At 39.4% G+C, this 26,313-nt stretch carries 18 protein-coding genes; 15 read left to right on the top strand and 3 right to left on the bottom strand.

Translation table 11 applies throughout. The features are described from left to right. Positions 1–104: 104 nt before the first annotated feature. The 5 genes from FHS57_RS08045 (at position 105) to FHS57_RS08065 (ending at position 7,196) form a co-directional block, all read left to right on the top strand. The gene (locus tag FHS57_RS08045; protein WP_183972352.1) at positions 105–392 is read left to right on the top strand and encodes a hypothetical protein; all 288 of its coding nucleotides are present in this window, start codon (positions 105–107) and stop codon (positions 390–392) included. A gap of 94 nt (positions 393–486) precedes the next feature. Beyond that, the gene (locus FHS57_RS08050) at positions 487–3,102 is read left to right on the top strand and encodes a DUF6371 domain-containing protein (RefSeq protein WP_183972354.1); all 2,616 of its coding nucleotides are present in this window, start codon (positions 487–489) and stop codon (positions 3,100–3,102) included. Between the two features lie 388 nt (positions 3,103–3,490). Then, entirely contained in the window at positions 3,491–4,099 is a 609-nt protein-coding gene (locus FHS57_RS08055; protein WP_183972356.1) for a ribbon-helix-helix domain-containing protein, read from the top strand. Between the two features lie 313 nt (positions 4,100–4,412). Beyond that, entirely contained in the window at positions 4,413–5,465 is a 1,053-nt protein-coding gene (locus tag FHS57_RS08060; protein WP_183972358.1) for a DUF2278 family protein, read from the top strand. 18 nt (positions 5,466–5,483) lie between these two features. After that, positions 5,484–7,196, top strand: a complete 1,713-nt coding sequence (locus FHS57_RS08065) for a phospholipase D-like domain-containing protein (RefSeq protein ID WP_183972360.1) — start codon at positions 5,484–5,486, stop codon at positions 7,194–7,196. Positions 7,197–7,482: 286 nt separating this feature from the next. Here the strand turns inward: FHS57_RS08065 and FHS57_RS08070 are convergent, their stop codons facing one another. The 3 genes from FHS57_RS08070 to FHS57_RS08080 form a co-directional block, all read right to left on the bottom strand. Next, complete coding sequence (locus FHS57_RS08070) at positions 7,483–8,502, bottom strand: pYEATS domain-containing protein (RefSeq protein ID WP_183972362.1); 1,020 nt, start codon at positions 8,500–8,502, stop codon at positions 7,483–7,485. A 124-nt stretch (positions 8,503–8,626) separates the two neighbouring features. After that, positions 8,627–9,496 carry a hypothetical protein gene (locus tag FHS57_RS08075; RefSeq protein WP_183972364.1) on the bottom strand — a complete coding sequence of 290 codons (870 nt, stop codon included), beginning with the start codon at positions 9,494–9,496 and terminating at the stop codon, positions 8,627–8,629. Next, entirely contained in the window at positions 9,493–9,912 is a 420-nt protein-coding gene (locus FHS57_RS08080; protein ID WP_183972366.1) for a hypothetical protein, read from the bottom strand. The genes FHS57_RS08075 and FHS57_RS08080 overlap by 4 nt, the downstream gene beginning before the upstream one ends. Before the next feature lie 578 nt (positions 9,913–10,490). On the opposite strand from FHS57_RS08080, the gene FHS57_RS08085 reads away from it, so the two are divergent. From FHS57_RS08085 to FHS57_RS08130, 10 genes are read left to right on the top strand one after another with little or no spacing between them, the layout of a single operon-like run. Continuing rightward, the gene (locus FHS57_RS08085; RefSeq protein ID WP_183972369.1) at positions 10,491–11,243 is read left to right on the top strand and encodes a BrxA family protein; all 753 of its coding nucleotides are present in this window, start codon (positions 10,491–10,493) and stop codon (positions 11,241–11,243) included. Beyond that, a complete protein-coding gene (locus tag FHS57_RS08090) occupies positions 11,230–11,787 on the top strand; it encodes a hypothetical protein (RefSeq protein ID WP_183972371.1) in 558 nt (185 codons plus the stop codon). Before FHS57_RS08085 ends, FHS57_RS08090 begins: the two co-directional genes overlap by 14 nt. A 21-nt stretch (positions 11,788–11,808) precedes the next feature. Then, on the top strand, positions 11,809–15,417 hold the full coding sequence (brxC, locus tag FHS57_RS08095; protein ID WP_183972373.1) for a BREX system P-loop protein BrxC: 3,609 nt from the start codon (positions 11,809–11,811) through the stop codon (positions 15,415–15,417). A 2-nt stretch (positions 15,418–15,419) separates the two neighbouring features. Further along, positions 15,420–16,124 carry a hypothetical protein gene (locus FHS57_RS08100; protein ID WP_183972375.1) on the top strand — a complete coding sequence of 235 codons (705 nt, stop codon included), beginning with the start codon at positions 15,420–15,422 and terminating at the stop codon, positions 16,122–16,124. An 8-nt stretch (positions 16,125–16,132) separates the two neighbouring features. After that, positions 16,133–19,831, top strand: a complete 3,699-nt coding sequence (gene pglX / locus FHS57_RS08105; protein ID WP_183972377.1) for a BREX-1 system adenine-specific DNA-methyltransferase PglX — start codon at positions 16,133–16,135, stop codon at positions 19,829–19,831. Positions 19,832–19,843: 12 nt separating this feature from the next. Continuing rightward, positions 19,844–21,220, top strand: a complete 1,377-nt coding sequence (locus tag FHS57_RS08110) for a phospholipase D-like domain-containing protein (RefSeq protein ID WP_183972379.1) — start codon at positions 19,844–19,846, stop codon at positions 21,218–21,220. Further along, on the top strand, positions 21,207–22,190 hold the full coding sequence (locus tag FHS57_RS08115) for a hypothetical protein (RefSeq protein ID WP_183972381.1): 984 nt from the start codon (positions 21,207–21,209) through the stop codon (positions 22,188–22,190). The genes FHS57_RS08110 and FHS57_RS08115 overlap by 14 nt, the downstream gene beginning before the upstream one ends. Continuing rightward, positions 22,190–23,065, top strand: a complete 876-nt coding sequence (locus tag FHS57_RS08120; RefSeq protein ID WP_183972383.1) for a PP2C family serine/threonine-protein phosphatase — start codon at positions 22,190–22,192, stop codon at positions 23,063–23,065. Before FHS57_RS08115 ends, FHS57_RS08120 begins: the two co-directional genes overlap by 1 nt. A 31-nt stretch (positions 23,066–23,096) precedes the next feature. Beyond that, complete coding sequence (locus tag FHS57_RS08125) at positions 23,097–24,923, top strand: serine/threonine-protein kinase (RefSeq protein WP_221225573.1); 1,827 nt, start codon at positions 23,097–23,099, stop codon at positions 24,921–24,923. Then, positions 24,910–26,259 (top strand): DUF4407 domain-containing protein, encoded by a 1,350-nt coding sequence (locus FHS57_RS08130; RefSeq protein ID WP_183972387.1) that lies wholly within the window; start codon positions 24,910–24,912, stop codon positions 26,257–26,259. The genes FHS57_RS08125 and FHS57_RS08130 overlap by 14 nt, the downstream gene beginning before the upstream one ends. Positions 26,260–26,313: the final 54 nt, after the last annotated feature.

The following is a 26,313-nucleotide window of genomic DNA, read 5'->3' on the forward strand; positions in this document are numbered from 1 at the left end:
AATTTCTTCGTATAAAGAAGTGAAAAAAAATATAAATGTTTTGTTTGAATTATTGCAACATTTATTTCTATCATTGCATTGTAAATAACAACAAATCATAATTCATGAAAACTGTAGAGAACAAAAAGCAAGTCAACAGTGAATTGACAGCCATGCGTGAGGAAATCAATAAGCGCTTGGATGAAGTGCTTAAAAAGCTTGAAACACGGAAAGAAAGTAACGAATCGCTTGAAAAGTTACAGCCATCACACGTTTGCAAAAAGATGGGATGGTCAAGATCGAAATTCGAGCAATTCAAGCGCGATGGATTATTTCGCACCACGAAAATAGGAGGGAAGGTATATGTTTATGCTTCGGACCTTCAAAGGCTTTTTCCGAAAGATTTCTTCTAGTTGTTTCCTACTTTTCACACAAACCAATTTTAGTGATTCCCAATGTCGTGGAAATACCACGGCTGGGTTCTTATTGACTTAACTTTTAGCATCCATGAGTAATTATTTTTTTCAGTTTGAAAAACACCCTAAAAAGAAAGGTACTTGCCCTAATTGTGGGCATCAGGATTGTTTTCGATATTACGAAAAAGATGGTATCCGTATGGATACAGTTTTCGGTAAGTGTGAGAGAATCAACTCTTGTGGATACCATTCCCACCCAGATGGTAATACCATTCCTCTTTTCGAAATTGCTCCCTTGGCTTTACCAACAGAGCAAAATAAACAGCTGGTTTTGCCTGATCAAGAACGTCTCAAAAAAATGGAAGGTTACTTGAATAATCTTGGGAGTAATTTTCATCAGTATTGTCTAAGCCTGGGTGTGGATGAGTTACACTTGAGAAAACACGGAGTCGGCACTAGTTCTAAAGGACATACTGTATTCGTGTTTAAGAATTTTCAAGGCCAGATTGTTAACGCAAAATGGGTTACTTACTCTTCCGATGGGAAAAGGGATAAGAAGATTAAAGCTTTCTCAATGAAACAGCCGATTGACCCTAAAACGAGGTACGGTCTTTGCCTGTATGGGGAAGATTTGTTGGATCCCGAGATGCAAAAGACAGTGGTGATTGTTGAATCTGAAAAAACGAAAGTGATAGCTTCGTTTTTTTATCCTGATTGGGACTGGGTATCATGTGGATCCGCAAATGGACTAACCGATGAAAAAGTGGAACCCTTAAAAGGGCGGAAAGTTGTCTGGTTGTGTGATGCAGATAAGGCGGGTAGACAAGCTTCAAGCATTGAGTGCCTGAAACGTAATAGAGTTGCTTACGAAATTATTGATTTGTTTCCTGAGCGAAGTGATGGCTACGATATAGCAGATTCCATTCAAATGAAGATTTTCCCAAAGCTTACAATTCCTGATGATAAAACAGATCTTAAACAAGATACAGAGGTCAGTCGAAATACAGTGGATTATCGAAAAGATGGAAGTATATGGGTTCAGACAAAGAAGAACTGGAGTAGAGTATCCAACTTTCATTTATTTATTAAATACCTTGCTGAAGATGATTTAGAGCGCAAAAGCTGGATTTTGGAGCTACACAAAAGAGACATCAGCCCAGTTTTTCTTGAAGTCAGTCATGAAGATTTTTGTTCGACCCGTAGATTGAAAAACATAATGACCGCCAAGGAGTTGAGTCTCAAAGTCAATGAGGAACAATGGGAGGAAATTATTGATTATTTATTTGCATTAAAGCGCCATACTGCGGTTGTCAAAGTAAATAAGTTTGGGTACCATAAATTGTCAGATTTGTATCTGTTTGCGAATCATGCAGTTACATCGTTTGGTGAAATGCTTTCGCCTGATGATTTTGGTATCGTTACAAACAATGGATGTAGTATTTCAATGCCGAAAGTTCCTAATGGAAAGAAACACCGATTTACACTTACTCATTATCAAATCACGTTCAATGAATGGTTTGAAGCTTACTGTGAAACACATCTTTGGGAAAATGCCTTTCTACCAATGAGCTTTTATATTATGTCACTTTATAGAGATATTTTAGTGAGACATAAGGGTTTCTCACCCATTTTATTTGCTAAAGGACCAGCAGGAACAGGGAAATCATCGCTCATTAGGAGCATTACCCACTTATTTGGTGGGAAGCAAGACGACATCAACTTAAAAAGCAAGAATACAGATGTAGCTTTGATAAAGCTGATGAGTCAGGCTATTAATACAATTATATGGATGGATGAATACGAGAATAATATGCCACAAGAAGGGATTTTACAAGCGGCATACGATAATTCAGGGTATCATCGAACTCCCGATAATTCAAGAAATAGCTCTGATACTGAGAGTATTGATATTAATTCGGCAGTAGCGCTTACTAGTAACTTTATTCCGCAAAACCCTATATTCTTTTCGCGCTGTTTGTTTTTACCGATTTATACGCAACAAAAAACACAAAAACAGAATAATGCGTATATTCATCTTAGTTCACTCGAAAGCAACGGCTTAGGTGCTGTTACAGTTGAGCTCGTAAGGCATCGTAGATTGATAGAAGACAACTACTTAGAAGCATTTTCGTTGCTTTACAAGGAGTTAAAAGATCGATTTCAAAATGAGCGACTCCCTGAACGGTTATTTGCGAACATGTCTCAAGCGCTAACATGTGCTTACATCTTGCACATCAATGGAAAAATTAGAGTCTGTGAATCAGTAGATAAAGCAGATGTGCTCGAAGACTTTGTTAGTTTTGGTGAAAAAAGCATTAGGCGGCAATTTTCCATTCAAAGCGATACGTCTGTATTGACTGAATTTTTCAATATTTTACAGGTTCTGTACGAACAGAATAAGATTCACGCAGGAATTCACTATCGGATTGATAAAGAGCTATTGTATCTACGTTTTCCATCAATATATCCACTGTTTTTGGAAAAGTATAGAAATGTCTTCTTTAAGACGCCACCAGATAAGGATAGTATTGTAACCGAAATCCTTCAAATGGAACTGCCAAGGCAAGAAAAAGAGGTTTGTAAGACTATTAGGTTTCGAAGCGTAGATAGAACAGATGATAGCTCCTTGAAAGATATGGTAAGTAATTCATTTTCTGTGAGATACGAGTTTGTTAAGAAACGTTTTGGCCTTGAATTTTCCAGTTAGAAGCTGGTAAGAAGTTTTTTTCGAAAAAATGAGCCTTATTTTTTACAACATTACAACAATGTAAGTAAAGTATTGATAATCAATTATATAAATTGTTTTCTAGTGTTGTAATGTTGTTGTAAACCTGTTGTAAAGTTGTAACTAAAATATTTTTTGGTTGTTGTAGCGCTTACAACGATTTACAACGAATTTACAACGACAAAAAATTTGTAAGTTACTGATATACAGTTAGATGTGTTGGTGTTGTTGTGTTGTAAAAAAACGACCCCTTTTTTTTAGTGTAAAAAGTAAGGTACGGTGGAATCTTGCAGACTATCGACTTACGTTGTGTCCTTTTTAGAGCTTTTTTCAAACAAATTATTGTTTAACTTTTAATCTTAAGACCACCATGAAAAATCAGGTGATAACCCTCCGTGCCGATACTTCAACAAAAGAACTTCTTAAAGAACTTTCGGCAGAATATTCACTAAGTGAAAGTGAGTGTATTCGACAAGCAATTTTTAGCCTTCAAAGTGCAAAAGAAAATGCTGTAAAATACGATGAACTGCTACGAAAATGGAATGCTACGAATCATTTACTCACTTCAACCTCAATACGTTTGCGACAGTACGAGGAAAATGATGTCCTTGATGCGTTATTTGTACGAGCAAAAGGAATGGAAATAAATGGGAAAATTATTTCCACGAAAAAAGACATTTTAACGCTCCTGATAAGCAAAGCTGAAATCAGAATAAATGACGCAAATGAAAATTCAACAGAAGGAGCTATAGATGTACCCATTATTGAGTTAGAAGCAAGTCCTGTTGTAATTCAAGAAAGTGAACCGTTTACATGGGCTATGGCTGTGGAGCTTACCAAACGATACAGGTTATTAATTGGAACTCTGCTTTTGGGGTTGATTATGGTATTGTATTGGCGCTGGACTTGGATGCTTTCCAAGCGACCTCGAATTGTTGAGGTTTTTAAGGAAAAAAAGGAATCTGATGTAAAAAAGTGAAGCCTACAGTGTATTGGTACTGCTTCAATTGGATAAATAACTGCTGGAGCATGGTCTAAAATAAGGGTTCCTCTGAAAAACAGCATGTTACGTGCTGTTTTTTTGTTTTTGCCACAATTCCTACGATTATTTTAGATGTGCATACTAATTGTTATTCAAACTGTATGTACAAAACTGTGAAAGTAGCTTTAAAACTAGTCTTTTTGACCGTTTGATAAATTTAACAATAGGTTTATGGTCAGTATGTTGTATTTAATTAAAAAACTCATGACCTTCATTCACAGTATAATTACTCACGTTAAACAACATATTTATGCCCCTCTCACACTATCACTTATTTGTCGGCCGCTACGAACGAGGTTTAATGGCTCCCGACGCCAATCATTTTGAAATAAAGTTAAATACCGGTGGCGACTTTTATCGGGTTGCGGTGAATGTTCGTTCGCAAGATGGTTCTATGTTGATGACGCTCGTAGATAATGATTTTAGACATGAGCTTTGTAGTCGATTATTAGCTGAGTTTACCCAACAAGGTGTGTATGACATTGGACAAGCGGTCAAGAGAAAACAATTTGGGCTTGATTTTTTACGGCGTAACATGGTAGGAGACTTCAATAAAATGATGCCTTTACCCAACAATGCTCCAGGGCTTGATAATGATTTAGAGGACAAACTTCGACTTGCTTTAGAAAAGTCAAAAGCAGATCCCAATTCACTTGTTTTTGTTTTTGGTGAAAAATGGCCGAGCACTCCTGGAAACGATAGGTATTTTCCTGAGATACGAGACCAAGGAATCCACGATATTCACATGAACCAAGGAAACCCACCTGGACGCTTTGAAAGGGACAATGGGGTTTTTCAGGATGGTGGCATTTTAATTTATTATCCGAGTCTAAACCGATGGACTGCCATTCTATTAGCTTTCCAATCTCAGTTTAATTCGCTAAATCCAACTACGCTACATACCGACGATACCACAGGGAATCGAATCAATGTATCAGGTGGTCCTACACCTGCTGATTCGCCTTCAGTGTTGGAGCAAGATGTAGTTATTGTCGGTGCCTTGGTTAATCCAAGAGGTGATGAAGATGGTAAAGAAAAAGTGATTTTATTGAACACCACCGAAAACGATATTGAATTGAGTGGTTGGAAACTCGTGGATAGGAATCGAAATGAGTTTACGATTATGAATGTGATTTTATCAGCTGGAGGAACCACTGACATCCGAATATCGAGAGGCAGTGTATTCAAGTTGGGAAATACTGGGGGAACCATTTCCTTGCTTAACGGTGACAACATCAAAGTTGCGGGGGTTCAGTATACCAAAGAGCAGGCTAGTAAAGAAGGACGGGTTATCTCATTCTAATCTTGAAACAAACACACAATGGCAACAAATTCATTTCAAATTGTGGGTAAAAACCCTAATGCTTTATTCAGCCTCAAGGTGCATCGGGGCGAAGGAATGGCATTATTAGCAATGAATTGGCTCAATGGCACTCCAACAAATGATTTTGTCGGATTTGCAATCGAGTATAAGTACCCTAAGGGTAATCGCTACATACCGATTAAAAACCGTATTACATTTGAAGGTTTTGAGAAAGATTCGGACAGGTATTCTTCGTTACGTTCACCCATTCAAATGTTTCGTTGGGTTCATTTTCCTACTCGAACCAATGATGTTGGGTTGTTTACCTACCGTGTTACACCCGTTTTTATGAGCTCAAAAAGTGAACTCACGTATGGCGAGCCCCAAGTTGTTTCTATCGACTTGTTTTCCGACACCTACCCTGATGAGCTAAATGTCACTTTTACGCGAGGTTTTATTGCATCACAAGCTTTTGTTGATAGATATGGTAAAGAGGCAGTGAAAACATTATTGCCACTTAAGGCCGCTTTGGGAGTAGATTTCGTTCCTACGCATCCAAAGTCAAAGGAAGCACTTGAATGGATGGGTTTTGAGGCCCGCGAAAAAATCAATCAGTTGCTTTCTGAGGCCATAGAAGATCAAGAGTCGAAGGTGTACGTGGTGGCTTATGATTTAAGCATTAAAGAAATCGCTGATAAACTACAAGAACTAGGTGCTCGACTGAAAATTATTATTGATGACAGTGGTGACCACAACGAACATGACTCAGGGGAAAATCAGGTTGCCTCAAAACTGGCTCTTTCTGCTGGAAATGGCAATGTAAAACGCCAAAACTTGGGGGGATTGCAGCACAATAAGATGATTGTGGTAGATAGTCCTAGGCGAAAAGCAGTTGTTTTCGGGTCCACAAATTTTAGCTGGCGCGGCTTTTTTGTACAGGCCAATAATGCACTGATTGTGCAAGGGAAGCAGGTGGTTGACGTTGCTAAAGCTGCTTTTAACAATTACTGGGATAGTGATAATATTAAAGCCAAATTTGTTGAAACAAACTCTGCGGTTTGGAATGATTTAGGGCTACCAACGATTGACGCAAAAGTTACTTTTTCACCTCACAGCCGTGACAATTCTGTTTTGGAGTCCATAGCTGCTGACATCAAGAAAGCAAAAACCTCTGTTTTCTATTCATTGGCTTTTTTACACCAAATGAGTAAAACAGGGGCATTAGTAACGGCTATTGACGAAGTAACGGCTGATCCGCGAATTTTTGTTTACGGAATGTCTGACAAACGTAGGGGAGGGCTTGATTTACAGAAACCGAATGGAAATGTAGCTCCTGTCTTTGCCTCCAACTTAACGGATGAAGCCCTCCCTGAGCCATTCAAGTCGGAGCCAAGTGGGGGGACAGGTACACAGTTGCATCATAAGTTTGTCGTTTTGGATTTCGATAAGCCATCGGCACGAGTGTATTTAGGTTCCTATAATTTTTCAAATGCTGCCGACCGAAATAACGGCGAAAATTTGGTACTCATCAAGGATAAAAAAGTAGCAGTTTCATACATGATAGAAGCGCTACGGCTTTTTGACCATTATCATTTTCGAGTGAAGCAGGCGGAAGCACGTAATGCAAAGATTTTCTTGTCGAAACCCCCACAAAGTGGCCAGGAAGCGTGGTGGAAGGAAGCATTTACTGAAACTACTAGCAAACACCGAGACCGTTTACTGTTTTCGTAGCTAATTTTTAGGCTTTGTAACGACAAAATGTAAGTACATCGGTATTGGTCGAATAGTGTGTGTTTATAAAATCATGTAACATCTGATAAACAGTATGTTACATGATTTTTTCTTTTTTGAGAGTAAAAGAATAGAATATGAATTATGTGTGTATGACGTGGTGTACTACGATTTGTATGAACACTAGTGACTTACCCAGTCTTGGTTGTTTAAAAACAAAAAAATGTCTTGCCAAAGGAGATTTAGCAAGACAAAAATTGATTACTTATTTGTTGAAATTACAACCTCATTGGTTTCTAAATGCCTCTGGGAAACCCCATTTCTCATCTGCCAGGTCAAGTTCGAGTTGGGTGTTTCCATTTTCAGTTTCAGCCCCTACTGTGAATGCTCCCCAAGCTACCAATTTGAGTTCTGCTTTGCCATCTTGTACAAAAATAATGGGGTTGGAGTTGAAGAATGTAGGATGTAAGTGAAACTTCACAGCGCCTGTCAAGGGTAGATTGGCGTCGATGCTTTCCACTTTTAGGAAAACATCAAATAGACCTTCTTTGCCTTCTGATGATTTTACAATAGCGCTTAGCCTTCTTCCATTTCTTTCATTGAGGCCACCCCATTGTCCTTTTTGAGGGTCATTGTTATCATCACCTCGCAGGCTTAACAAACCTTGCTCTGTTTGGGAGGATTTAGCTTGTATTTCATTGATAACGGTTTGAACATTAAAAAAAGCTTCCTGTGTATTTTTTAATACCTCTTTCAAATCGTTTGAATCTGTTAATTCTAAATCGGCTTTTCGTATTGCGCCCGACAGGTACATACGGGTGATAAGATAGCCACCAATAAACCCAACAATTGGGAAATAGATTATTAGAGAATTAACCAATGTTATGGCTGCTTCATTGTCTATGGCAGATTTAACGATTTTAGGCGCTATATACTCGGAAGTCTGCTGGAGTTGCTGGGGAACGCTTTTGAGCTGTACTAATCCAAGACCTACAATAATTTTGGTAAGCCAATCCGAAATTTCTTCCAAATTGGTGTTGGGAACGTACTGGTAGGTAGTAGAGTTTAAGATAGGTTGGGCTCTGTTATTTTGTAAAAATTTAGGAATCCCAAATAAAAAACCAACCAAGACTCCTATTACTAGACAAGCTGCGGCCAAAAGTAAGGTGATGTTGATAAGGGCAACTCCTTGACAAACGATAAAAAGTAGACCAACAGCAATAAATACCATGAGGCTGAATGTAAACCTCGCCCCGAAGGGGTCTTTAGTATTGGGTGTAAATATGAGTTTGAGATTTTGTAACATGATCAACGAATGTGTTTAAGATTGTCATTGTTCAGATTTTCTACATTCCCAAGTTCAGTGAGGGAGTTTTCACAAAAGGGAAGGAAAGCACTTTCGTTTTCTCCAAAACGAATAATTGCGGTGCTTAAATCTTCATTTTGAAGGTAATGGTAGTGAATTCCTGATTGTCAAAGCCCTTCGTGGGGTCGACTCCCTTGGTATGGTCGATACCAATTTTGATGTCTGCAAACTTGTTTTTTGATTTTTCTGCCAGTATAAAATTACACGTGAGTTTGAACAGTTCGCTTCTTGTCTTTTCAGTATCGGTTGTTCGATATATCAGTTGACGACTTATATAATCTGGAATAATTTCAACTTTTTTCCAGAGCGTCAAATTTGCAGTTAATCGGTAAGCGAGGCGCCATACATCACCACTAGATGCCTTATTTGAGCTATTTCTATCTTCATATTCAACTCCGCCGTATAAATTGTAATAGAAAAGCAACACCGAGTCTTTAACGTCTGTGACAGCATCAGGTAATAAGGTAAACTTTCCGTCTTTTCCGTTGAATACAGGTGAGACATACAGACTCCCTTGAGCACCTTCCGTTTTTTTTACGTTGTCTTTTTTATAATTGACCTTTGATGTCACATAGGGTGTCCAACTACGCGCATTTTTTAAAACATCCCATAACGGACTTTGGAAGTCAAGCCCACTTAATACCACATCTTGCTTGTTTTTGATGAGGGTATTCTTCTGCAATTCTACGAAGGGGCGGAGTTTAGCTTGAGTGAGATTGATGTTAAGTACTTGATAGCCTACGGCAACACTATAGTTGAAACTATTGGTGTCACCCTTGGGATAGACTAAGTTAAGGTACGCAGCTTCCTCTCTTTCTAGTTTTCCCTGAAATGACTGGCGCAGTGACAATCGGCTGAAGAACTTTTCTTGAGGTTTTTGTGCTCTTGCTCCCAGTGCCGTAACAAGTCCGATAATTAATAGTCGCTTCATCATGGCTTTAGTTTTGTTAATGTGAGATCTTTTAATTCACCAACTGTTTCAATTTTGCCCATGTCTGCCGTCGTGATAAACTTTTTACTCCCTTTTTTATTAATAAACTGATTGATATGCACTCGTAGATTTTCGAGTTTGGTAGGTGTTAATCCTAAGTTTACCAGTTCGTCTGTCGGTTGAATCTCTGCTTGTGGTTTTCCAGTTAGAATAGAAATTGCACGCGTAATTAATTCCCTCACTTCAATCGAAAGCTCCGTTTCAGGGGGAGTTTCTTTTATTTCAGGGGTAATTGCCTTGAAGTATTTATTCAAAAGTTTTTCCAGTAGCTCGTCGGGCTTATCGGGTAAGTTATGAAGGGTTTCAATCAAAAATTGGAGCTCTTCAATGGTCAGGTCTAATCTGAGGTTTGTTTCCATACGTTGTAAGTAGTTGATTGTGAGATAAGGTTTTAACAAAGATACCTTTGTTAGAAGTAGTGAAGATGTTTCCCCCTAAAAAGTTCAGGAAAAAGTTATCAAACGGTTTACGGGCCTTGGTTCTCCTATTTTTCAGATACTCAGATGCCTCCTTATCCGTAAAGTGTTTTCTACTTGAAAGCCCAAATACGTAGAATAGCGTCTTTCTGTTCTTGATTTTTGAGCTTTGTAACGACAAAATGTAATTACATCGGTATTGGTAGAACTGTGTGTGTTTAGAAAATCATGTAACATCTGATAAACAGTATGTTACATAGTTTTTTCTCTTTAGGTGTCAAAAGTGGATGAAAGTGTTTTGAATGTATGACGCGGTGTACTACGATTTGTATGTACTTTTGGGTCTTTAACATTGCTATACTACTTAAACGATAAGTTTGCCCACAAAGTAAGCCTTTTTAAAATCTATGAACAAAAATCAAAAAATAGGAATTGTACAAAAAAAATACAAATAACTATTGTAAAAATAAAATATTAGAAAATTTAAAAAATATTTATACATTATTGCTTCAATAGAACCGATGTTAATTAACTCAGATATTAATATTTTAGGCGGCCTCCCTGATTGGAACCTGCTCTCTGTCTTCTTAAGGGAAAGTTTGGAATCCATGCGCGAAAGTGGAGGGGTACATACGTTTACGGCAATTAAGACCGATAAGTCGGTAAAGCGGTTTGAAAATGCGATCTCTGCAACCCTGATAAAATTCCAGAACCCTGAGATTGAGGCGTTAGTACGAGATAGTTTGATGTCCGAGGGGCTTTCCCAGGATAGCCTGCTCCTTTTATTCTGGAATGCTTCATTCAATAATGAATTATTACATTACCTCAATAAGCACACTTTTTTTGTCTCTTTTTACAGTGGAAGGATCAGTATAAAACAGGATGAGGTCTTTGCTTGCTTAAAAGAGTTGAGTGAAACGGAAAGAGAATTGAAAAAATGGTCTGATTCGACATTGAACGTAACAGCCTCTAAATACCTAACTTTGCTCAAGAAGTTCGGTCTGATGGAAGGTTCGCACAACAAAACCATCCTCCATCCGTACCTAAATGATAAAATGTTTGTGCTTTTTGTCTATTGGATTACCTCGGTAGAGCCAAAACCCAATTTGCTGGAAAGCGAATGGTTGAAATATTCTTTCTGTGAACGACCAGTATTTATCGAAAGAATCATGCAAAAAAGGTTCTCCACTTACTTTGAGTTGAATTATACCGGCGATAAACTGAAAATAGAAACCCTGACCCCTTACTCAACGCTTTACGATGTCCTTCGGTAATCTACAGTTTACTATTCATGAAACGATTCGACTTGTACAGTCGGAAAGGCGCTCGGAAATAACCCTGAAAGCCAACGGCGGCAATTCCATCCTCATGGTATGCGACCCCATGAAGGAAGTCGAATACATTCGCTATTTGGAAGGGCTTTTGCCAAGAGAGGGTTATTCAATCATTGATTTGAATGAATGCCTGATAGATTTTGTGTCAAAATACAGGGCTGAAGTGGCTGAACTGTACGAAATGCTACAATCGGCTACGCACGAAATTTTTAAAGCACCCGTCGGCGAAGAATCTCCGGACCTGTTCAGGGCAATCATAAACCGAATCCATGCGGCATTTCAACAGAACCAAGTACCCGTGCTTATCAATACCGGTGCCCTGTACGGTACTGGCATTCAAAATATCCACATCATGGAGAATGAAAGCGTAATGAAGGCAAATTTGCCCATCATTATCCTGTACCCGGCTACCCATGAAGCCGACCGACTGCTTTTTCTCGGTAAGCAGCCTGCATCCAAATACCGTTGTATGATTATTGAATAATAGTTAGAAAGACCATTCATTATGTTGATAAAAGATTTACTTACCATTGATTTAAGCGAGGATATTAAAAATGTGATTGACTTGGAGGACATTTCAGAAGCCGCCATTCAGTCAGAGATCGAGAATTATATCATAACCGATGGCCTTGCCAAAGAATATGAGGGCTTTGTTTCGGTATTCACTTCCAATATCATTGAAACCGGCGTATGGTTGTCAGGCTTTTATGGTTCCGGTAAATCGTATTTCGGTAAGTTACTCGGCTATTTGATGAGCAACCGACTTATCAACGGCACCCCCGCCCGCGACAGGATCCTGCAACGATTTGCCGGTATTGAAAATGAGGCATTGATCAAAAATACCATTTCCAAACTCAACAGCATCAATGCCCGAGTGGTTTTTTTAGACAGTGCCAAGCAGGATACGTCCAAAGGGTTTGCGTATGCCCTGTTCAAAAACTTCCTAAAATCCTTGGAATTACCCGAAAACGAACACGGATTCCTGCTCTTTTCCCTAATGTGCGATGCGTCCTACGGAAACCCCGCTGATTTTGTACAGGATAAGGCTGGCAAAACGTGGTACGAGTTAAAATCCAACCGAACGCTTTACATAGCCGGCATCAAAAACATTTACCTTGATTTGGGCAATTCTGAATCGGATTATACCAACATCCTCACAACCATTCGACGGGAGATTGACGAGTTCAGCGCGGGAAAATTGCGGGATGAACTGAGCAATTACTTTAAAACCGTAAAAGACGAGAAAGTTGTTTTTCTGTTTGATGAAGCCAGTGAAGCCATCAACTCCAAAAAATTCACCCTGCTCGATTTGGAAGGACTCAGCGAAGCGCTGTCTTCCATGGGTGGTAAAGTATGGACCATTGCCATTGCGCAGGAAAAACTGGATGATGTCATCAATAACTCAAACGTAAGCAAGGCGCAGCTCACCAAAGTAACCGACCGCTTTAAAACCAAGATACACCTGGAAGCCACGGAAGTGGATGTGATCATCCGAAGCCGTTTGTTGAAAAAGAACGATGCTGCGCTGCTGAAACTAAAGGAACACTACCAACTCCACTCGGGCAAAATAGCCGACCACAGTGGCCTGACGGGGGCTGGAAAAACCGAGGATGTAAGTTCTTTTGTCACTTATTATCCCTTTTACCAAAACCAATTCGGCCTACTGCAAAATTTCCTCTTTGGCCGACAGGGATACGCCTCCACCAAGGTGGCAGCAAGGGGGATGATCATTACCACCTACGATATTCTGAAACATGAACTTCAAAATGAAACACTATACAGCGTAGCGACCGGGTGGCAGATCGCTAAGGAAGCGCAGCCGTCCCCTCCCGTTCGGTTGGTGAACCGTTACTCCAATGCGGACAGCATCTTAAAAAACGAGCACATTGACTTGCCCGGACGCCGCTTGTTGGAAACCATTCATTTTCTGACCGAAGCCGAAACGGCCACTACTTCCCTGAGTAATATCGTAAAGGCGTATATCAAATCACCCGAAGATTTTCATGCCACGCAGAGGCTGATTTCTAAAGCCTTGGAAACCTTAGTGGAGCACAAAATCCTGTTGCTGACCGACGGTACTTACCGAATTACGTCCGATATTGAGCAACGCCTGCTGGACGAAATGACGCAGTACCCGGTGCAGATCTTCAAAAAGAAACAGCAGGTAATTACAGCTTTCAAAAATGCGGCTTTCATCAAAGCCTTGGCTCGGATCAATGACAGCACCACCGCTTACGATTTTTATATCACCTCCGACAACGACGATGAACTGTCTAACCCTCCACTGAAACATCTCAAGCTGAAGGTCAAAAGCCTGTACAATTACGGAGACGACGCTACCACTAACCGAACGGCCGTCATTGAACAGCTCAAAACCCAATACCGCGATGATAAAGATGTCATTTGGCTGGCTCCCGACAATGGCTCGTTCCGAGAGATCGACAAACTGATGGACGAAATTGAACGCATCAAATTTCTCGAAGAAAAATACACCAATCCTCAATCGGATGAAGGGGCTATTGTGAGGGGTTTTCAGGCCGAACGCTCCACCAAAGAGAATCGACTGAAAGAATTGGTGGAACAATCTCTCATGCAGGGCACGTCCGTTTATCTGTACAACACGGCTCAACTCGACCGTAATAACTGGCAAACGACCCTGAACAACCTCCAACGGCAGGTGATTCAGAATGTGTATAGTCAACGTCTTTCGGCGCAGTTGCCGGATACGATCGCCGAACGGATCATCAAAGAAGGAAATACCCAACGGCTGTCCACCTACTTTACCGGACTTGGTACCGATTTTCAGTTTTATGATGCCCAGGGCAATTTCATCGGCGAATCCCTGAAATCGGCGGAACAAATCCTGTACAAGATCCGAAATACGTTTGTGGATGTCGCCACCATTGAGCGGGACTTGGTACAACCCCCTACGGGTTTTGGGTGGGGGACTGTCAAAACTACCCTGGCGGCTCTGTTACGGGGTGGAAAGGTCATGGCCAAGTACAACGGTTCCGAAAAATTCTCGTGGAAAGATGACGGAGTAGCAGCCTTGTTCACCAACGACCGGGAACTGCGAAAAGCCTCGTTTAAAGCCATTGCCAAATCACTCTCCACGACCCAAAAGAACAGCATCGTCACATCCCTTCAGGCGTTGGATTGTGAAACCCACATTGGTAAAAAAGTGGATTGGAATACCAATGATTTTGACTTGGTAAAAGCTGTCCAAGAACTCGCCAAGCGTTTCTGCGATAAGGTAGACGATATGAAGCGGGCGCACAAAGATTTTGAGGCGCTGTTCAGCAATTTGGAAGGCTGCAAAGATCAATTGGGCTCGTTTACGGGCGCGGTCAGTGAAGCCAACTACATGGACAAAGCCGAAAACTACCTCTCGCAGACGGAGGTGTATGCCGATGCCATTTACGAAATTGAAAAAGCGGAACGGTTTATACGAAACAACCTTGAGAAGCTCCGCTTATGGAAAAGCTTTGCCGATGGCGTAACGGATGAACTTACCAAAGCGGCCAAAAATGATGACTTGATTGCGTCGCTGGTGGCCACCTTCAACAGTCTGTATAAAGGCGAAGTAGTGAAGAATTTCAGACTGTTGCAGGAAACCGTTCAGAAGATAAAAGATGCTTATTTCCAACTCATGCAGGCGGCTGCTACCGACATGGCGGCCAACTATCTGCTATTGGAAAAAGACGCCACTGCTCTGGTGCAGGAAATCAGTAGCCTACCGTCGTCTCTGAATATGGCCGCCAAACAAAAAGCCGACACAATTCTGCAATACGCTTCGCAACGCACTTCGTCTGCTGTGGATATTGCCTTTGAGGTCAAAGACCGACAGACGAAGTTTACGTATTCGGAAATGCTGTCTTTTCTGGAGTTGTACAACAGCAAAAAAACGGACATTCAAATCATCGCTTCGAGCTTGGTCAGAACGGTTCCTCTTGTGCCCCCGCCCGGTACACCACCGCCGCCCCCCGCTCCCAAAACCTATTCTTCCCTGCTGCCGGGCCGAAAAATAAAGGTGAGTGACTACAAAAAATGGCTGCAACAGGAATTGCAAAAACTGGCGGGAGCCGCTGATAGTGACGATATTGAAATTAATTGATTATGAAAAAGAGCGAATTTCAGGAAAGGCTGGTAGGCTTATTTTTAAGACTTAATGGATATTTTCAGACGGGCTATATGCCTCATTCAGAAATATGGGGACAAAATGGGACTGATTTTGACCGAATTGGGATTCGTTTTCCAAATCATAGCCAGTCAGAAAGAGGGGATTTATTTTCACAACAATTAGCAATTCCTGATAACACAATTGATATTGTAATTGCTGAAGTGAAGAATCATGAAAAAAAATTCAATGCATCAATTAGATCAATAGGAAGTAGAAGTACTGAGAATTTATCACAGCTATTGCATTGGTGTGGCCTTTTTGAAGAGCAGGAACTTCTTGACTTAATCCCTCAAATCAAAGCTGTTTTAGACAAAAATGGACGGGCTGCGAACAATACATTTGACATAGTATGTCATGAAAATAGATTTGGGGCAATAACGATACGGCCTATCCTTTTTTCAATTGAATCAGAACATGGAGGGAGAGGAAATTATATGTTTATTAATGGAGTTGACATGATTCAATTTATCTGGGATTGCTTATGCCCAGATGAAAGAAGAGCTGATTGCTCAACTCGGTATCCGGTTTCAAATTGGGGTTTTGAATACAAAGACATTGTCGAGTATTTTAAGAAACGTCATCAAAATGAAGAACCGCTTCCTTCAACTACCGATCTATATAATTCTTTTATCGCGCATTAATATAAAAAATGAAACTCGCTGACCACGTAGAATATATCCGCCAGCTGATTGACAACGCCTTTCGCAACCGCTTAGGACGAATGGGCGTAACCCCCGCCGCTCTCCAACCCTTAGAGACTGTTCCCGACGAGTATCGCGCCGATCGAAGCCGCATTGAAACCATCCGGGAAGTGTGGATTGCCGAAACGGGCACCGTGGGCGAAGCCTACGAAAAGCTGGTGGAGGAATTTACCTTTACGCTCTTCAACCGATTGGCGGCCATGAAGGTGATGGAAGCCCACACGCTGCACCCCGAGATCGTAACCCGCCGCAGCCAACACGGCGACCGCTCGTTTGCGCATAAATTTTGGCTGGACCAACACCCCGAAGGACGCAGCGAAGAAATGGAAGGACTGGTACGGTTTATGGAAGATCAACTGAACGACTTGGCCGGCGATATACCTTTGTTCAGCCCCCTGCACCCGTACCACTTGCTGCCCACGGCCATTGAGCTCAACGGCATCATGAATGCCTTTAACCAAGTGGAAACCGATGCGCAGGTAGAAGACGATATTTGGAAAAGCGACGACGTGCTGGGCTGGCTCTACGAAAGCTACAACAACTACAAAAAAGCCGCCCACAAAGACAGCGGCGACAAAACGGAGTTTAACAAAGTAAGCATCCAAAGCCAGGTATATACCCCGCGCTGGGTGGTGAAGTTTTTGGTGGACAACAGCCTGGGAAAACTATACCTTGAAATGTACCCCGACAGCGACCTCAAAAACCGCTACAAGATTGCCAATGCGCCCAAGACCCAAACCCGCACCCCCAAACCGCTGACGGACATCAAGCTGATTGACCCCGCCCCGGGCAGCGGCAACTTTTTGCTGTACGGCTTTGATCTGTTCTATGACCTATACACCGATCAGATCGAGAACTACGGGGCCGACTATGACGACCGCAAAATAGCCGAGCTCATCATTGCCCACAACCTCCACGGGGTGGACTTGGACGACCGCGCCATACAATTGGCGCAGTTGGGCCTGTACATCAAGGCCAAACGCAAAAAACGCACGGCCAAAATAGACCATTTCAACATTGTAAGCGCCGATTTCTTTTTGCCCGCCTACCCGGAGGTAAAACACATTTTTGAAGAAAATACCGCGCTGAGCGAGCGTGAGCGCAGCATCATAGCCGACCTGTGGGACGACCTCCAAAACGCCCATAAGTTTGGCACGTTGATACGCCTCGAAGAGAAACTAAACCTCAAATGGTTTGGTACGACCAAACAGGTGGACAAAAACCAGATCGTTTTGTTTGGACAGGAAAACCTCGAAGATTTTGAGAAATTCAGGGCCACTTTCTTTGCCAACCTGCAAAAAGCCGTGGAACAAAACACCGCCAAGCAGGGCCAAACCTTCCTGAATACCAAAACGCAGGATGCCATTACTTTTTTGCAATTGCTAACGCAGAAATACGACGTGGCCGTAGCCAATCCTCCCTATACCGACAGTGCCGATTTTGGCCCTGAACTCAAAAAATTTGTGGAAGACAACTACAAAAAGCCCTATAAATTCAATACCAATCTCTATGCTACATTTATTAAGAGGTGTTATGAATTAATTGATGAAAACGGAAAAATGGCGTTGATTCACCCTCTTACGTTCATGTATATCAAAACGTTTGAGGACGTACGTAAATTTATATTGGAAAAACTGCACATAAATATTTTTGTTGATTATGGCCCTGACGCTACAAATGTATTTGACGGAGGTTTTGCATCTGCTCCCGTAATGTACGTTTTTGAAAATACGACATTTAAAAAAGATACATTATTTATTTCCCTAAATCAGTACACCCGCACATCAAATGAAAAATTGAAAAAAAATTTCTGCCTTGAAGCACTTGATGATTACATATCTAATCGCCCTAACAAGCATAACATTTCTCTTTCTCAAGATAAACTGAAAGTAATTAAAACTTGGCCATTCGTTTATTGGATAAGTGATGGATTTAGGGAAAAATTTAAAAGTAAAGCATTAGATGATGAGTTATTTATTGTAACTGGTTTAATGACTGGGAATAATGATAAGTTTTTAAGATATAAATGGGAAGTATATGTTTATTCTCAAAATTATTTCAAAGACTCTATTAAATGGGTTCCTTATCAAAAAGGAGGAGGGTCTAATAAGTGGTTTGGGAATAATTGGTTATTAGTAAACTATGATCAAGAGGGTAAACTCTTAGCGACTACTGATAATAAAAAATTCTATTTTCAAGAAGGTATTACTTACAGTGCAACTTCTGGTAAAGGTGCGTCTTTTAGAAAGATTGACCTAAATCAAATCTTTGATAAAAAAGGTTCTTGCTTATTTTTAAGGGAAATTCAAAATAGCAGTCAAATTGATTATTTTTTAGCTCTTTTAAATTCAAAATTTGTTACATATGTATCAAATTGTTTAAATTCAACAGTTGAGACACAAGTAGGTGATATAAAACGAGTACCCTTTGTAAAACCTTCGCCCCTTCATGAAGACAATATCTCTTCTTTATCAGCAAAAAATATAGCGATAAAAAAACAACTCTGTTCATATGAGTTAATTGAAACAGAGTTATTTAATAGCCCAATATTAGCCTATAATATTTCTACATTAAAAGGCCGTTTATTCGCATACCTCAATTTTGAGAATGCCCAACTTACGCAGGTACTATTGAATGAAGCTATTATAAACCACCTTATTTTTGAAGTCTATGAATTTAGCGAGGAAGATCGGCAACAGGTAGAAGCCAAAATGGGCAAGCCCGTGGGCCAACTGCCCGTAGTGGAGGCGGCTCGCGAGGCGTATCTGGCCGAGGTCGTATTGGAACAAGAAACGGTCATCGAGCATATCCGTCAGTTGGCCGTCATGGAGGCAGAAGAGCAGCAGGTGCAGGCCCTCAAGGCGGAGTTTGGCACCCTGTACCAAAGCAACAATGATCTGGAGGAGTTTTGTATTCGTCATCAGGTCAATCCCATCAACGTGTGGTATTGGTTCAAAGAAAGCAAAGTCTTGCCCCAAGCCCGCGCCGCCGAGATCGCCCTGGAGTTTTTGGCCGATGCCTTCCGTACGATTCTCATGGAAGATGAAGACGGCATCGTGCCGCTGGTGGGCCTGCCCGGCGAGCCGCGCCTGATGGATCGGTTGGAACAGTACTGCTTTCAGCAGGGCTTTAGCTCCGCGCAGTTTATGCAGTTGGATGGGCTGCTTGGTCGCCCCATCAACGAGTACATCGAGCATCATTTCTTCAAAAACCTCAGCGATCACCTCAACCTGTTTATGTACCTGCCCAAAACGCCTTTTATCTGGCACCTGAGCAGCGGCGAGCACCAAGGCTTTGAGGCGTACATCATCATCTACAAATGGAACCGCGACAGTCTCTACAAGCTCAAAAGCAGCTACCTCAGCAAACGCACCGAGAGCCTAAACTACCGCCTCCAGCAGATCGGCGACAGCAGCAGTGCACAAGCCCAAACCGAGCGCGAAACCATCCGCCTGCAATTGCAGGAAATAGAAACTTTTGCCAAAAAAACAGATGAACTCATCGCCGAAGGCTACGACCCCAAACTCGACGATGGCGTCGGCAAAAACATCGCCCCGCTGCAAGCCAAAGGAATGCTCCGGGCCGAGGTGCTGAAATCAGCCGGCAAAAACTCACAGTTACAGAAATATTTAAACGCCGATTGGTAGTCTCAATTTGATATGGAAACACAAGCCTATTTTACAAACATCAGAGCCCATATCTCCGCCGAATTAACCGGAGCAACAAGCTCTATTTATGTAGCTGTAGCTTGGTTTACCGACTCAAAAATATTTGAGATTTTATGTGATAAGGCAAAAGCAGGGCTGGATGTTCAATTGATCCTGATGGACGATTATACAAACAGAACGTATGGATTAGACTATACCCAATTGGAAGCGTGCGGTGGCAGGGTACACATGATCAATGATAAAACTGCCGGTATTACCATGCACAACAAATTTTGTGTAATTGATGGCTCAACCACCATCACGGGCTCCTATAATTGGAGTAAAAGAGCGCAGTCTAATCACGAAAATATCACAATCAACCGTGAAAATGAGCAGCTTGCTCAGGTATTTACAGATGAGTTTAAAAGAATAAAAGTACTGTATCATGGCCACGACACCTTAAAACAGTTTGATGTCGAAATAATTTGTAGAAGGCTCACAATGATCAATAGCCTGATCCAACTGGAGGAGCATGACCAGATAACGCTACATACTCGAAAAATTGCGGAATATGAATTACGAAAGGAAATAATCAGCATTTTAGACCTATTGAACCGTTTGGACTTTAAAAATGCTTCGGAAAGAATACAGGACTATTTAGTTAGAATTCAATCCATTACTCTGTACGATGAGGTAGATTTGGATAGTTTGAAATGGGAAATCAAATACCTTGAAATTGAAATAGTAACCCTTGAAAATGAAAAGGGTACGCTGGAAAAATACATTTCAGATTTTGTCCATAAATATAACACAGCTTTCGGAAGCCTGATACTTGAAATTCTAAAACTCAAAAAAGAGAAATTAAAGAATATTGGAAGAAATATCCGCTCTGAGGAATACGAAAAAGCAGAGGAACGATTCAATAATTTTAAAAGTGAATACGCTGAAATTATCCAAGAGCAACGAGCTGAATTAAGCAATGAGGATCAGGAGGAATTAAAAAAAGCATATCGTAAGGCAGTCGTACTTTGCCACCCGGATAAGTTTACGGAAGAAGAGATGAAGCGTAAAGCGCACCGAATCTTTGTAGAGCTGAGTAATGCCTACAAGAAAAATGAACTGAGTCGAGTACTTGAAATATTGCATAAACTTGAAAACGGTATTTATGATATAGATGAAAAAGACAAGCGATCTACCAAAAAGCAATTACAAGAGAGGCTGGACTACCTAAAACAGCGTAGAAGCAAGCTGTTTAATGACATTATCATTATAAAGAATGATAAATCATACCGTGATATTAAAGCGTATCAAAGTAATACCGCTTTTTTTGAGGAGGAACAGGAAAGATTAGAAAATGAATTAAATAGTCTAAAAAATGAGCAATACTAATTTAACAACCACTTCGGGCCAAGCCGCTCCGAATGTTCTGACAAACGCTGTGAGTTTGTTTGGTGCCAGAAATGCCGCAATGACAGCTACTCACTATTCCGCTAGAGTTTCAAGTGCAAACCCCTGCGCTTTTTTGATATTAATAGATCAATCAGGCTCCATGGAAGAGGAGTTGAAAGATAATAGAGGTGTAATTAAAACCAAGGCTGAGCATTTAGCCTTGATGGTTAACCAATTTTTAGAAGAAACGATATTGACCTGCCAAAAAACGGATCTTATTAAAGATTACTTTGAACTGTTAATTATTGGATATGGCAGGATAAAAGAAGATGATGGAAATGTTGTAGAAATTGCTTGGAAAGGGTCGTTAGCAAATCGTACATGGGTTACGGTAAATGAATTAAGAAACGGATCAATCCGGAAAGAAGTCATCTCTGTTCCTAACCCAAAGCCATTTGGTCCAAGAGAAATGAAAGAAGAAGTTAACATTTGGGTAGAACCTTATGCTGAAGGATTGACACCCATGAAAAAGGCGTTTGATATAAGCTGTACCTATTTGCAGGAATGGGTCAAGGCACATCCAGAAAGCTTTCCGCCCATGGTTTTTAATATTACGGACGGTGTCGCGACAGATATTTCTACCTACTCTGAATTAGTTGAGGCGTCCGACAGAATAAAATCCATTTCAACAGACGATGGAGACACATTGCTTTTTAATTTATTATTATCAGAAAACAGTGAAAATCTAAATGAGTATCCACTTTTATCAGAACGTAATAGTTTTGAAGGCAATAAATATGAAGCAGCTTTATTTGATGCTTCCAGTTCAATCCCTGATTCTTTAAAAAAGTTTGTCTCAAAAAAAAAACCCAATGAAGAAGAAATAAAAGGAGTAGTATTCGGTAACTTTCAAAGTGTAATCAGCTTCTTGAATATAGGTACATCCACTCTAAAAAACAGGATTAGCTAATGGAAATTGAATGTCATAGGGCATCCGTAGCAAACTTTATTGATAAAAGGGAGTTTGAAAATGAAGATGCTATACACATTAATCATTCTCAGGAAGAGCCATTCTCTTCCTTTGTCTTATGCGATGGCGCAGGCGGTTCGGGAGTATTCTGTAAAGAATGGGCTAAGTTTTTGGCAGAGAGGGTTCCACTAAATCCAATGCATTTTTTTATGCCTTCCGAGAATTGGTATTCTGAAACTTGCAGATTATTTTATGAAAATGTCATAGAGAAAAAAGATTTGTCTGATTTAATACTGAATAAAAAAGTCCATCGAGATGGTTCTTATTCTACCTTTTGTGCCTGTTGGGTTGATAAAATCAACAACAAATTAATATTTTCCTCAATTGGAGATACCTGTGTATTTTACTTTGTTCATCGTGATGACACCTTTCATCTAACCTATATTACCTCCATTAATAAACAACACAGTATAGATGATTCACCTGAATTACTGAATTGGAATATGGAAGGTAATAAAGCTTTTCCTCATAAAGAATTTTCGGTTAACTCGCCTTTTTATGTAGTATTGGCTTCCGACAGTCTGGCAAAATGGATGTTACTTCATTTGTATATTTTAGATTTGCCTTTTTTTGAGCCTATTAATTTTGAAGAAAGCTTTTTACGTTCATTGGTCAGTGATAAATATTTAGCTCTAAAGGAAGATTTTAAAAAAAGATATTCTTTTAGTTCTTGTGAAGATTATATAAATGAACTTTATATAATAAGTAATAGTAACGATGTGTTTAAGGAGCACTTAAAAAGTTTATACTTAAAAAAAGAAATAGAGATAGATGATTATTCACTCATTGTAATCAAGGGAAATGTATCCGAGTAAATCACAATACAAATCTGCGCTGGTAAACGGAATGTTTCCCGACGAAGAGAACAAAGGTTATCGCTTTAAGCCAATATACAATGGTAACGAGCCGATACTTTCTTCGGGTGGCAATGCTATTGTTTTCAAGGTAACTAACGAACAAGGTGATCTTTCAGCTTTAAAGCTTTTTAATGAAAACATTGAAGGTAGATTTGTAAGATTAACGAAAATTTCAAAGTACTTAGAAAATACTTCTCATTCATTTTTTACACCATTCAAATTTGTACAAAAATTAATTTATGTAGATGTTGATGACTTGCGAGAGGATGAAAAATTCTTCCCTGGAGTTGTGATGAAATGGATTGAAGGGGAATCCTTAGAAACCAAACTTAAAAAACTTGTACAAGATAGAGATTTAGGAAAAATCAGAAAGATTGCAGAGAACTTTAAAGATATTTCAATTATACTTTTAAAAGAAGGGGTTGCGCACGGTGATTTGAAGTTAAGTAATATTTTAGTAGATGAAAACCTAAATCTTACTTTAATTGACTACGATGGGATGTTTGTGCCAACATTAACAAGTGAAACAGCTATAGAGTTGGGTACTCCTACGTACCAACATTTAAATAGGGAATTAGCTGATTATAATAGTAATATTGACCATTTTTCAATTCTCTTGATATATACTTCACTTCTTGCTCTTTCACTTAATCCGCTTCTATACGATGCCCATAATGACGGTGATAACATCATATTTAATGAAAATGATTTCAAGTCGCCAAATGATTCTGTATTATTTAATTACCTTTTTACATTAAGTGAAATTAAGGGGTTCGTTTATTATCTGAAATTGTCAGCGTTGAGTCCATTTATATATATTGAAGATTTAATAAATATTCTTAATGGTATATTCCCAAAACCCCAAATAAATATCTTCCAAAAGCCCTTGGCTGTATTGTCAGGAGATAAGGGAGATTTAGTATGGACTACCGAAAACTGTACCTATGTAAGAATAAATGGTGATGAATTAGCCATGGCAGGTTCCAAGTCATTTAGCTTCAGTGATAAAAATAAATTTTTCTTTGAGTATGGAAATGAGCTCTTAGAATTACAGCATGAGTATGTAGTCAACTGCTATCCTAAGCCAGAAATCATTTCCTTATCCGCTAACAATAAAGATTTAAAATTTGATGAAGAATTAACTTTGAGCTGGTCAGCTATAAGTTTTAGTAGGTTAATATTGAAGTATAATCAATTTGAAATTGACGTAACCGAATTGTCAACCTATAAAATTAAAAATTTAGGTCAATCTACTAAAATAAAACTTTTGGCATTTGCTTTAGAAACTAAATACTTTACAGAAAATATCTTAAAAGTGGATGTTTATTATCCTATTGATCTTGATATTACACAAGATAAAAGGGTGGTATTCCCACACAGGCCAGTTAAATTGACTATAAATGCGACGAATGCTCAAAAAATAACATTAGAGCCTTTGGGGGTAGATTTGACTGGCAAAAAAGAGTATAATGTTAAAACAAAATCAAATCTTTATTTCTCCATTGTTGCTGAGAATAAGAGATATAGGCAAGTTTTTGAAGGTTCTATTGAAGTATTATCCACTCCGAAATATGAAAGGAAGATCGTTGAGTTACCCAAGTTAAGTCTAAATATTCCTTCACCTATTTTTCAAAAAATCAACAACATTGATTCCTTAACCCCAAAATTTGAAAGGGACTTTGTGAAAATAAATAAAATACTGGATTCATTCAACTTGTTTCTGATTATCCTGAGAATAAAAATACCCTTCAAAAGTATCAAAACAAAATTTATATCTACAACTCTGAAATTACTGAAGTACGATGAAAAAAAATGAAGAAGTACATTACTCTAAAATACAGTATATTTTTTGGGTAATAGCAGGGTCCGAAATTTCAGCCCTTAAAAAATGTCCTAATGACTATAATCGCCATGCAAATATCGGGTTAATGATTTTCATTACATCGTTATTTGCAGGACTAATGGGATACATAGCGGGTAAGACTTTTGTAAAGGACAATGAAATCGGTGTTATTGGATTTGCTTTAGTATGGGCATTTTTAATCTTTTCATTAGATAGGTCTATGGTTAATTCCATTAAAAAAGACCCAACTATTACTGACTTTAGAATTCTTCCTTACTTTGTTCCACGATTTATATTAGCCATTATATTATCTTTTTTTATGTCTATTCCTCTTGACCATATTGTATTCCATGAAAAGATTAAGTTTGAAATGGATAAAAATAATGCCCAAAACTGGCTGAAAAGACAAGCAGATTTAAGCGTAGGATACAATATAAAGGCGGATACATTACAGGTAGCAAGATTAGAAAAAGAGACCGAAAAGCTTGAAGATATGATAAACAAAGGTTGTGATTTATGCCCTGTCGCAGAATATAAAAACCTCAAAAATCAAATAAATGATATAAACAGGAAGGAATTGCCAGGTTTATTGAACAAGAAGCAAATTGCCGATAAAAACTACAATTCTTATTATAAAATATGGAAAAATAGACAATCTCAGGCAGATGCTACCCCTCAAGATTTTAAATCGGATTCTAAATTAACATCACTTAATACTGCTAAACGAAAAGCTGCCGGAGATTACGGAAGAAAACTTGGTGAAATTAGTTCTTTAGCAAGTCAGGCCAATCGAATTTGTAATGATTGGCTGGAAGAGACAAAAGTATCAAAAGCAAAAAAGGACAGTAGCCTGGCAGTTACTCAGAGTAAAGTTAGAGCAAATCAAGACAGTATAAAAAAGCAGAGCGATGGCTACAAAGGCATGATTGAGTCTATGCAAGGGTTTGATACTCAGTTTACTACTTTGTTTTTAATGCCGAATGCTGGCGTTCAAGTTTTGAAGTGGTTGATTTTCTTAGCTTTATTGGTAATAGAAATCCTTCCCACCTATTTAAAGTTAAAAACTCCCGTTGGCCAATACGACTGGGAAATGTATAAACTGGAAAAAGTAACAGAAATGGAAGCAAAAGTAAAAATAAAGCTACTTGAAGATGAACTGCAAAAAATCGAATCTTATAGATCCGAAAAGGAAATTCAATTGAATAAAAATTTAATAGATAAAGTAACTGATATTGAGGAAGCTCTGGCAAATGAGATGCTCGTTGAATGGGAAAAGAAAGCAAGGGTCGAAATGATTAAAAATATTTAAAAGTTTAATGATGCTAATAAAAACAAGTTTCAATAGCTGAAAATATAAACGCAG

This window comes from Runella defluvii (assembly GCF_014195535.1).
GTDB classification, from domain to species: Bacteria; Bacteroidota; Bacteroidia; order Cytophagales; family Spirosomataceae; genus Runella; species Runella defluvii.

Bases quoted from the DNA above. Each gene is read 5' to 3' on its own strand.
- brxC (WP_183972373.1), top strand. From the start codon at position 11,809: ATGTTGATAAAAGATTTACTTACCATTGATTTAAGCGAGGATATTAAA.
- FHS57_RS08085 (WP_183972369.1), top strand. From the start codon at position 10,491: ATGTTAATTAACTCAGATATTAATATTTTAGGCGGCCTCCCTGATTGG.
- FHS57_RS08065 (WP_183972360.1), top strand. From the start codon at position 5,484: ATGGCAACAAATTCATTTCAAATTGTGGGTAAAAACCCTAATGCTTTA.
- FHS57_RS08075 (WP_183972364.1), bottom strand. From the start codon at position 9,496: ATGATGAAGCGACTATTAATTATCGGACTTGTTACGGCACTGGGAGCA.
- FHS57_RS08050 (WP_183972354.1), top strand. From the start codon at position 487: ATGAGTAATTATTTTTTTCAGTTTGAAAAACACCCTAAAAAGAAAGGT.
- FHS57_RS08060 (WP_183972358.1), top strand. From the start codon at position 4,413: ATGCCCCTCTCACACTATCACTTATTTGTCGGCCGCTACGAACGAGGT.
- pglX (WP_183972377.1), top strand. From the start codon at position 16,133: ATGAAACTCGCTGACCACGTAGAATATATCCGCCAGCTGATTGACAAC.
- FHS57_RS08120 (WP_183972383.1), top strand. From the start codon at position 22,190: ATGGAAATTGAATGTCATAGGGCATCCGTAGCAAACTTTATTGATAAA.
- FHS57_RS08070 (WP_183972362.1), bottom strand. From the start codon at position 8,502: ATGTTACAAAATCTCAAACTCATATTTACACCCAATACTAAAGACCCC.
- FHS57_RS08125 (WP_221225573.1), top strand. From the start codon at position 23,097: ATGTTTCCCGACGAAGAGAACAAAGGTTATCGCTTTAAGCCAATATAC.
- FHS57_RS08055 (WP_183972356.1), top strand. From the start codon at position 3,491: ATGAAAAATCAGGTGATAACCCTCCGTGCCGATACTTCAACAAAAGAA.
- FHS57_RS08090 (WP_183972371.1), top strand. From the start codon at position 11,230: ATGTCCTTCGGTAATCTACAGTTTACTATTCATGAAACGATTCGACTT.
- FHS57_RS08115 (WP_183972381.1), top strand. From the start codon at position 21,207: ATGAGCAATACTAATTTAACAACCACTTCGGGCCAAGCCGCTCCGAAT.
- FHS57_RS08130 (WP_183972387.1), top strand. From the start codon at position 24,910: ATGAAAAAAAATGAAGAAGTACATTACTCTAAAATACAGTATATTTTT.
- FHS57_RS08045 (WP_183972352.1), top strand. From the start codon at position 105: ATGAAAACTGTAGAGAACAAAAAGCAAGTCAACAGTGAATTGACAGCC.
- FHS57_RS08100 (WP_183972375.1), top strand. From the start codon at position 15,420: ATGAAAAAGAGCGAATTTCAGGAAAGGCTGGTAGGCTTATTTTTAAGA.
- FHS57_RS08110 (WP_183972379.1), top strand. From the start codon at position 19,844: ATGGAAACACAAGCCTATTTTACAAACATCAGAGCCCATATCTCCGCC.
- FHS57_RS08080 (WP_183972366.1), bottom strand. From the start codon at position 9,912: ATGGAAACAAACCTCAGATTAGACCTGACCATTGAAGAGCTCCAATTT.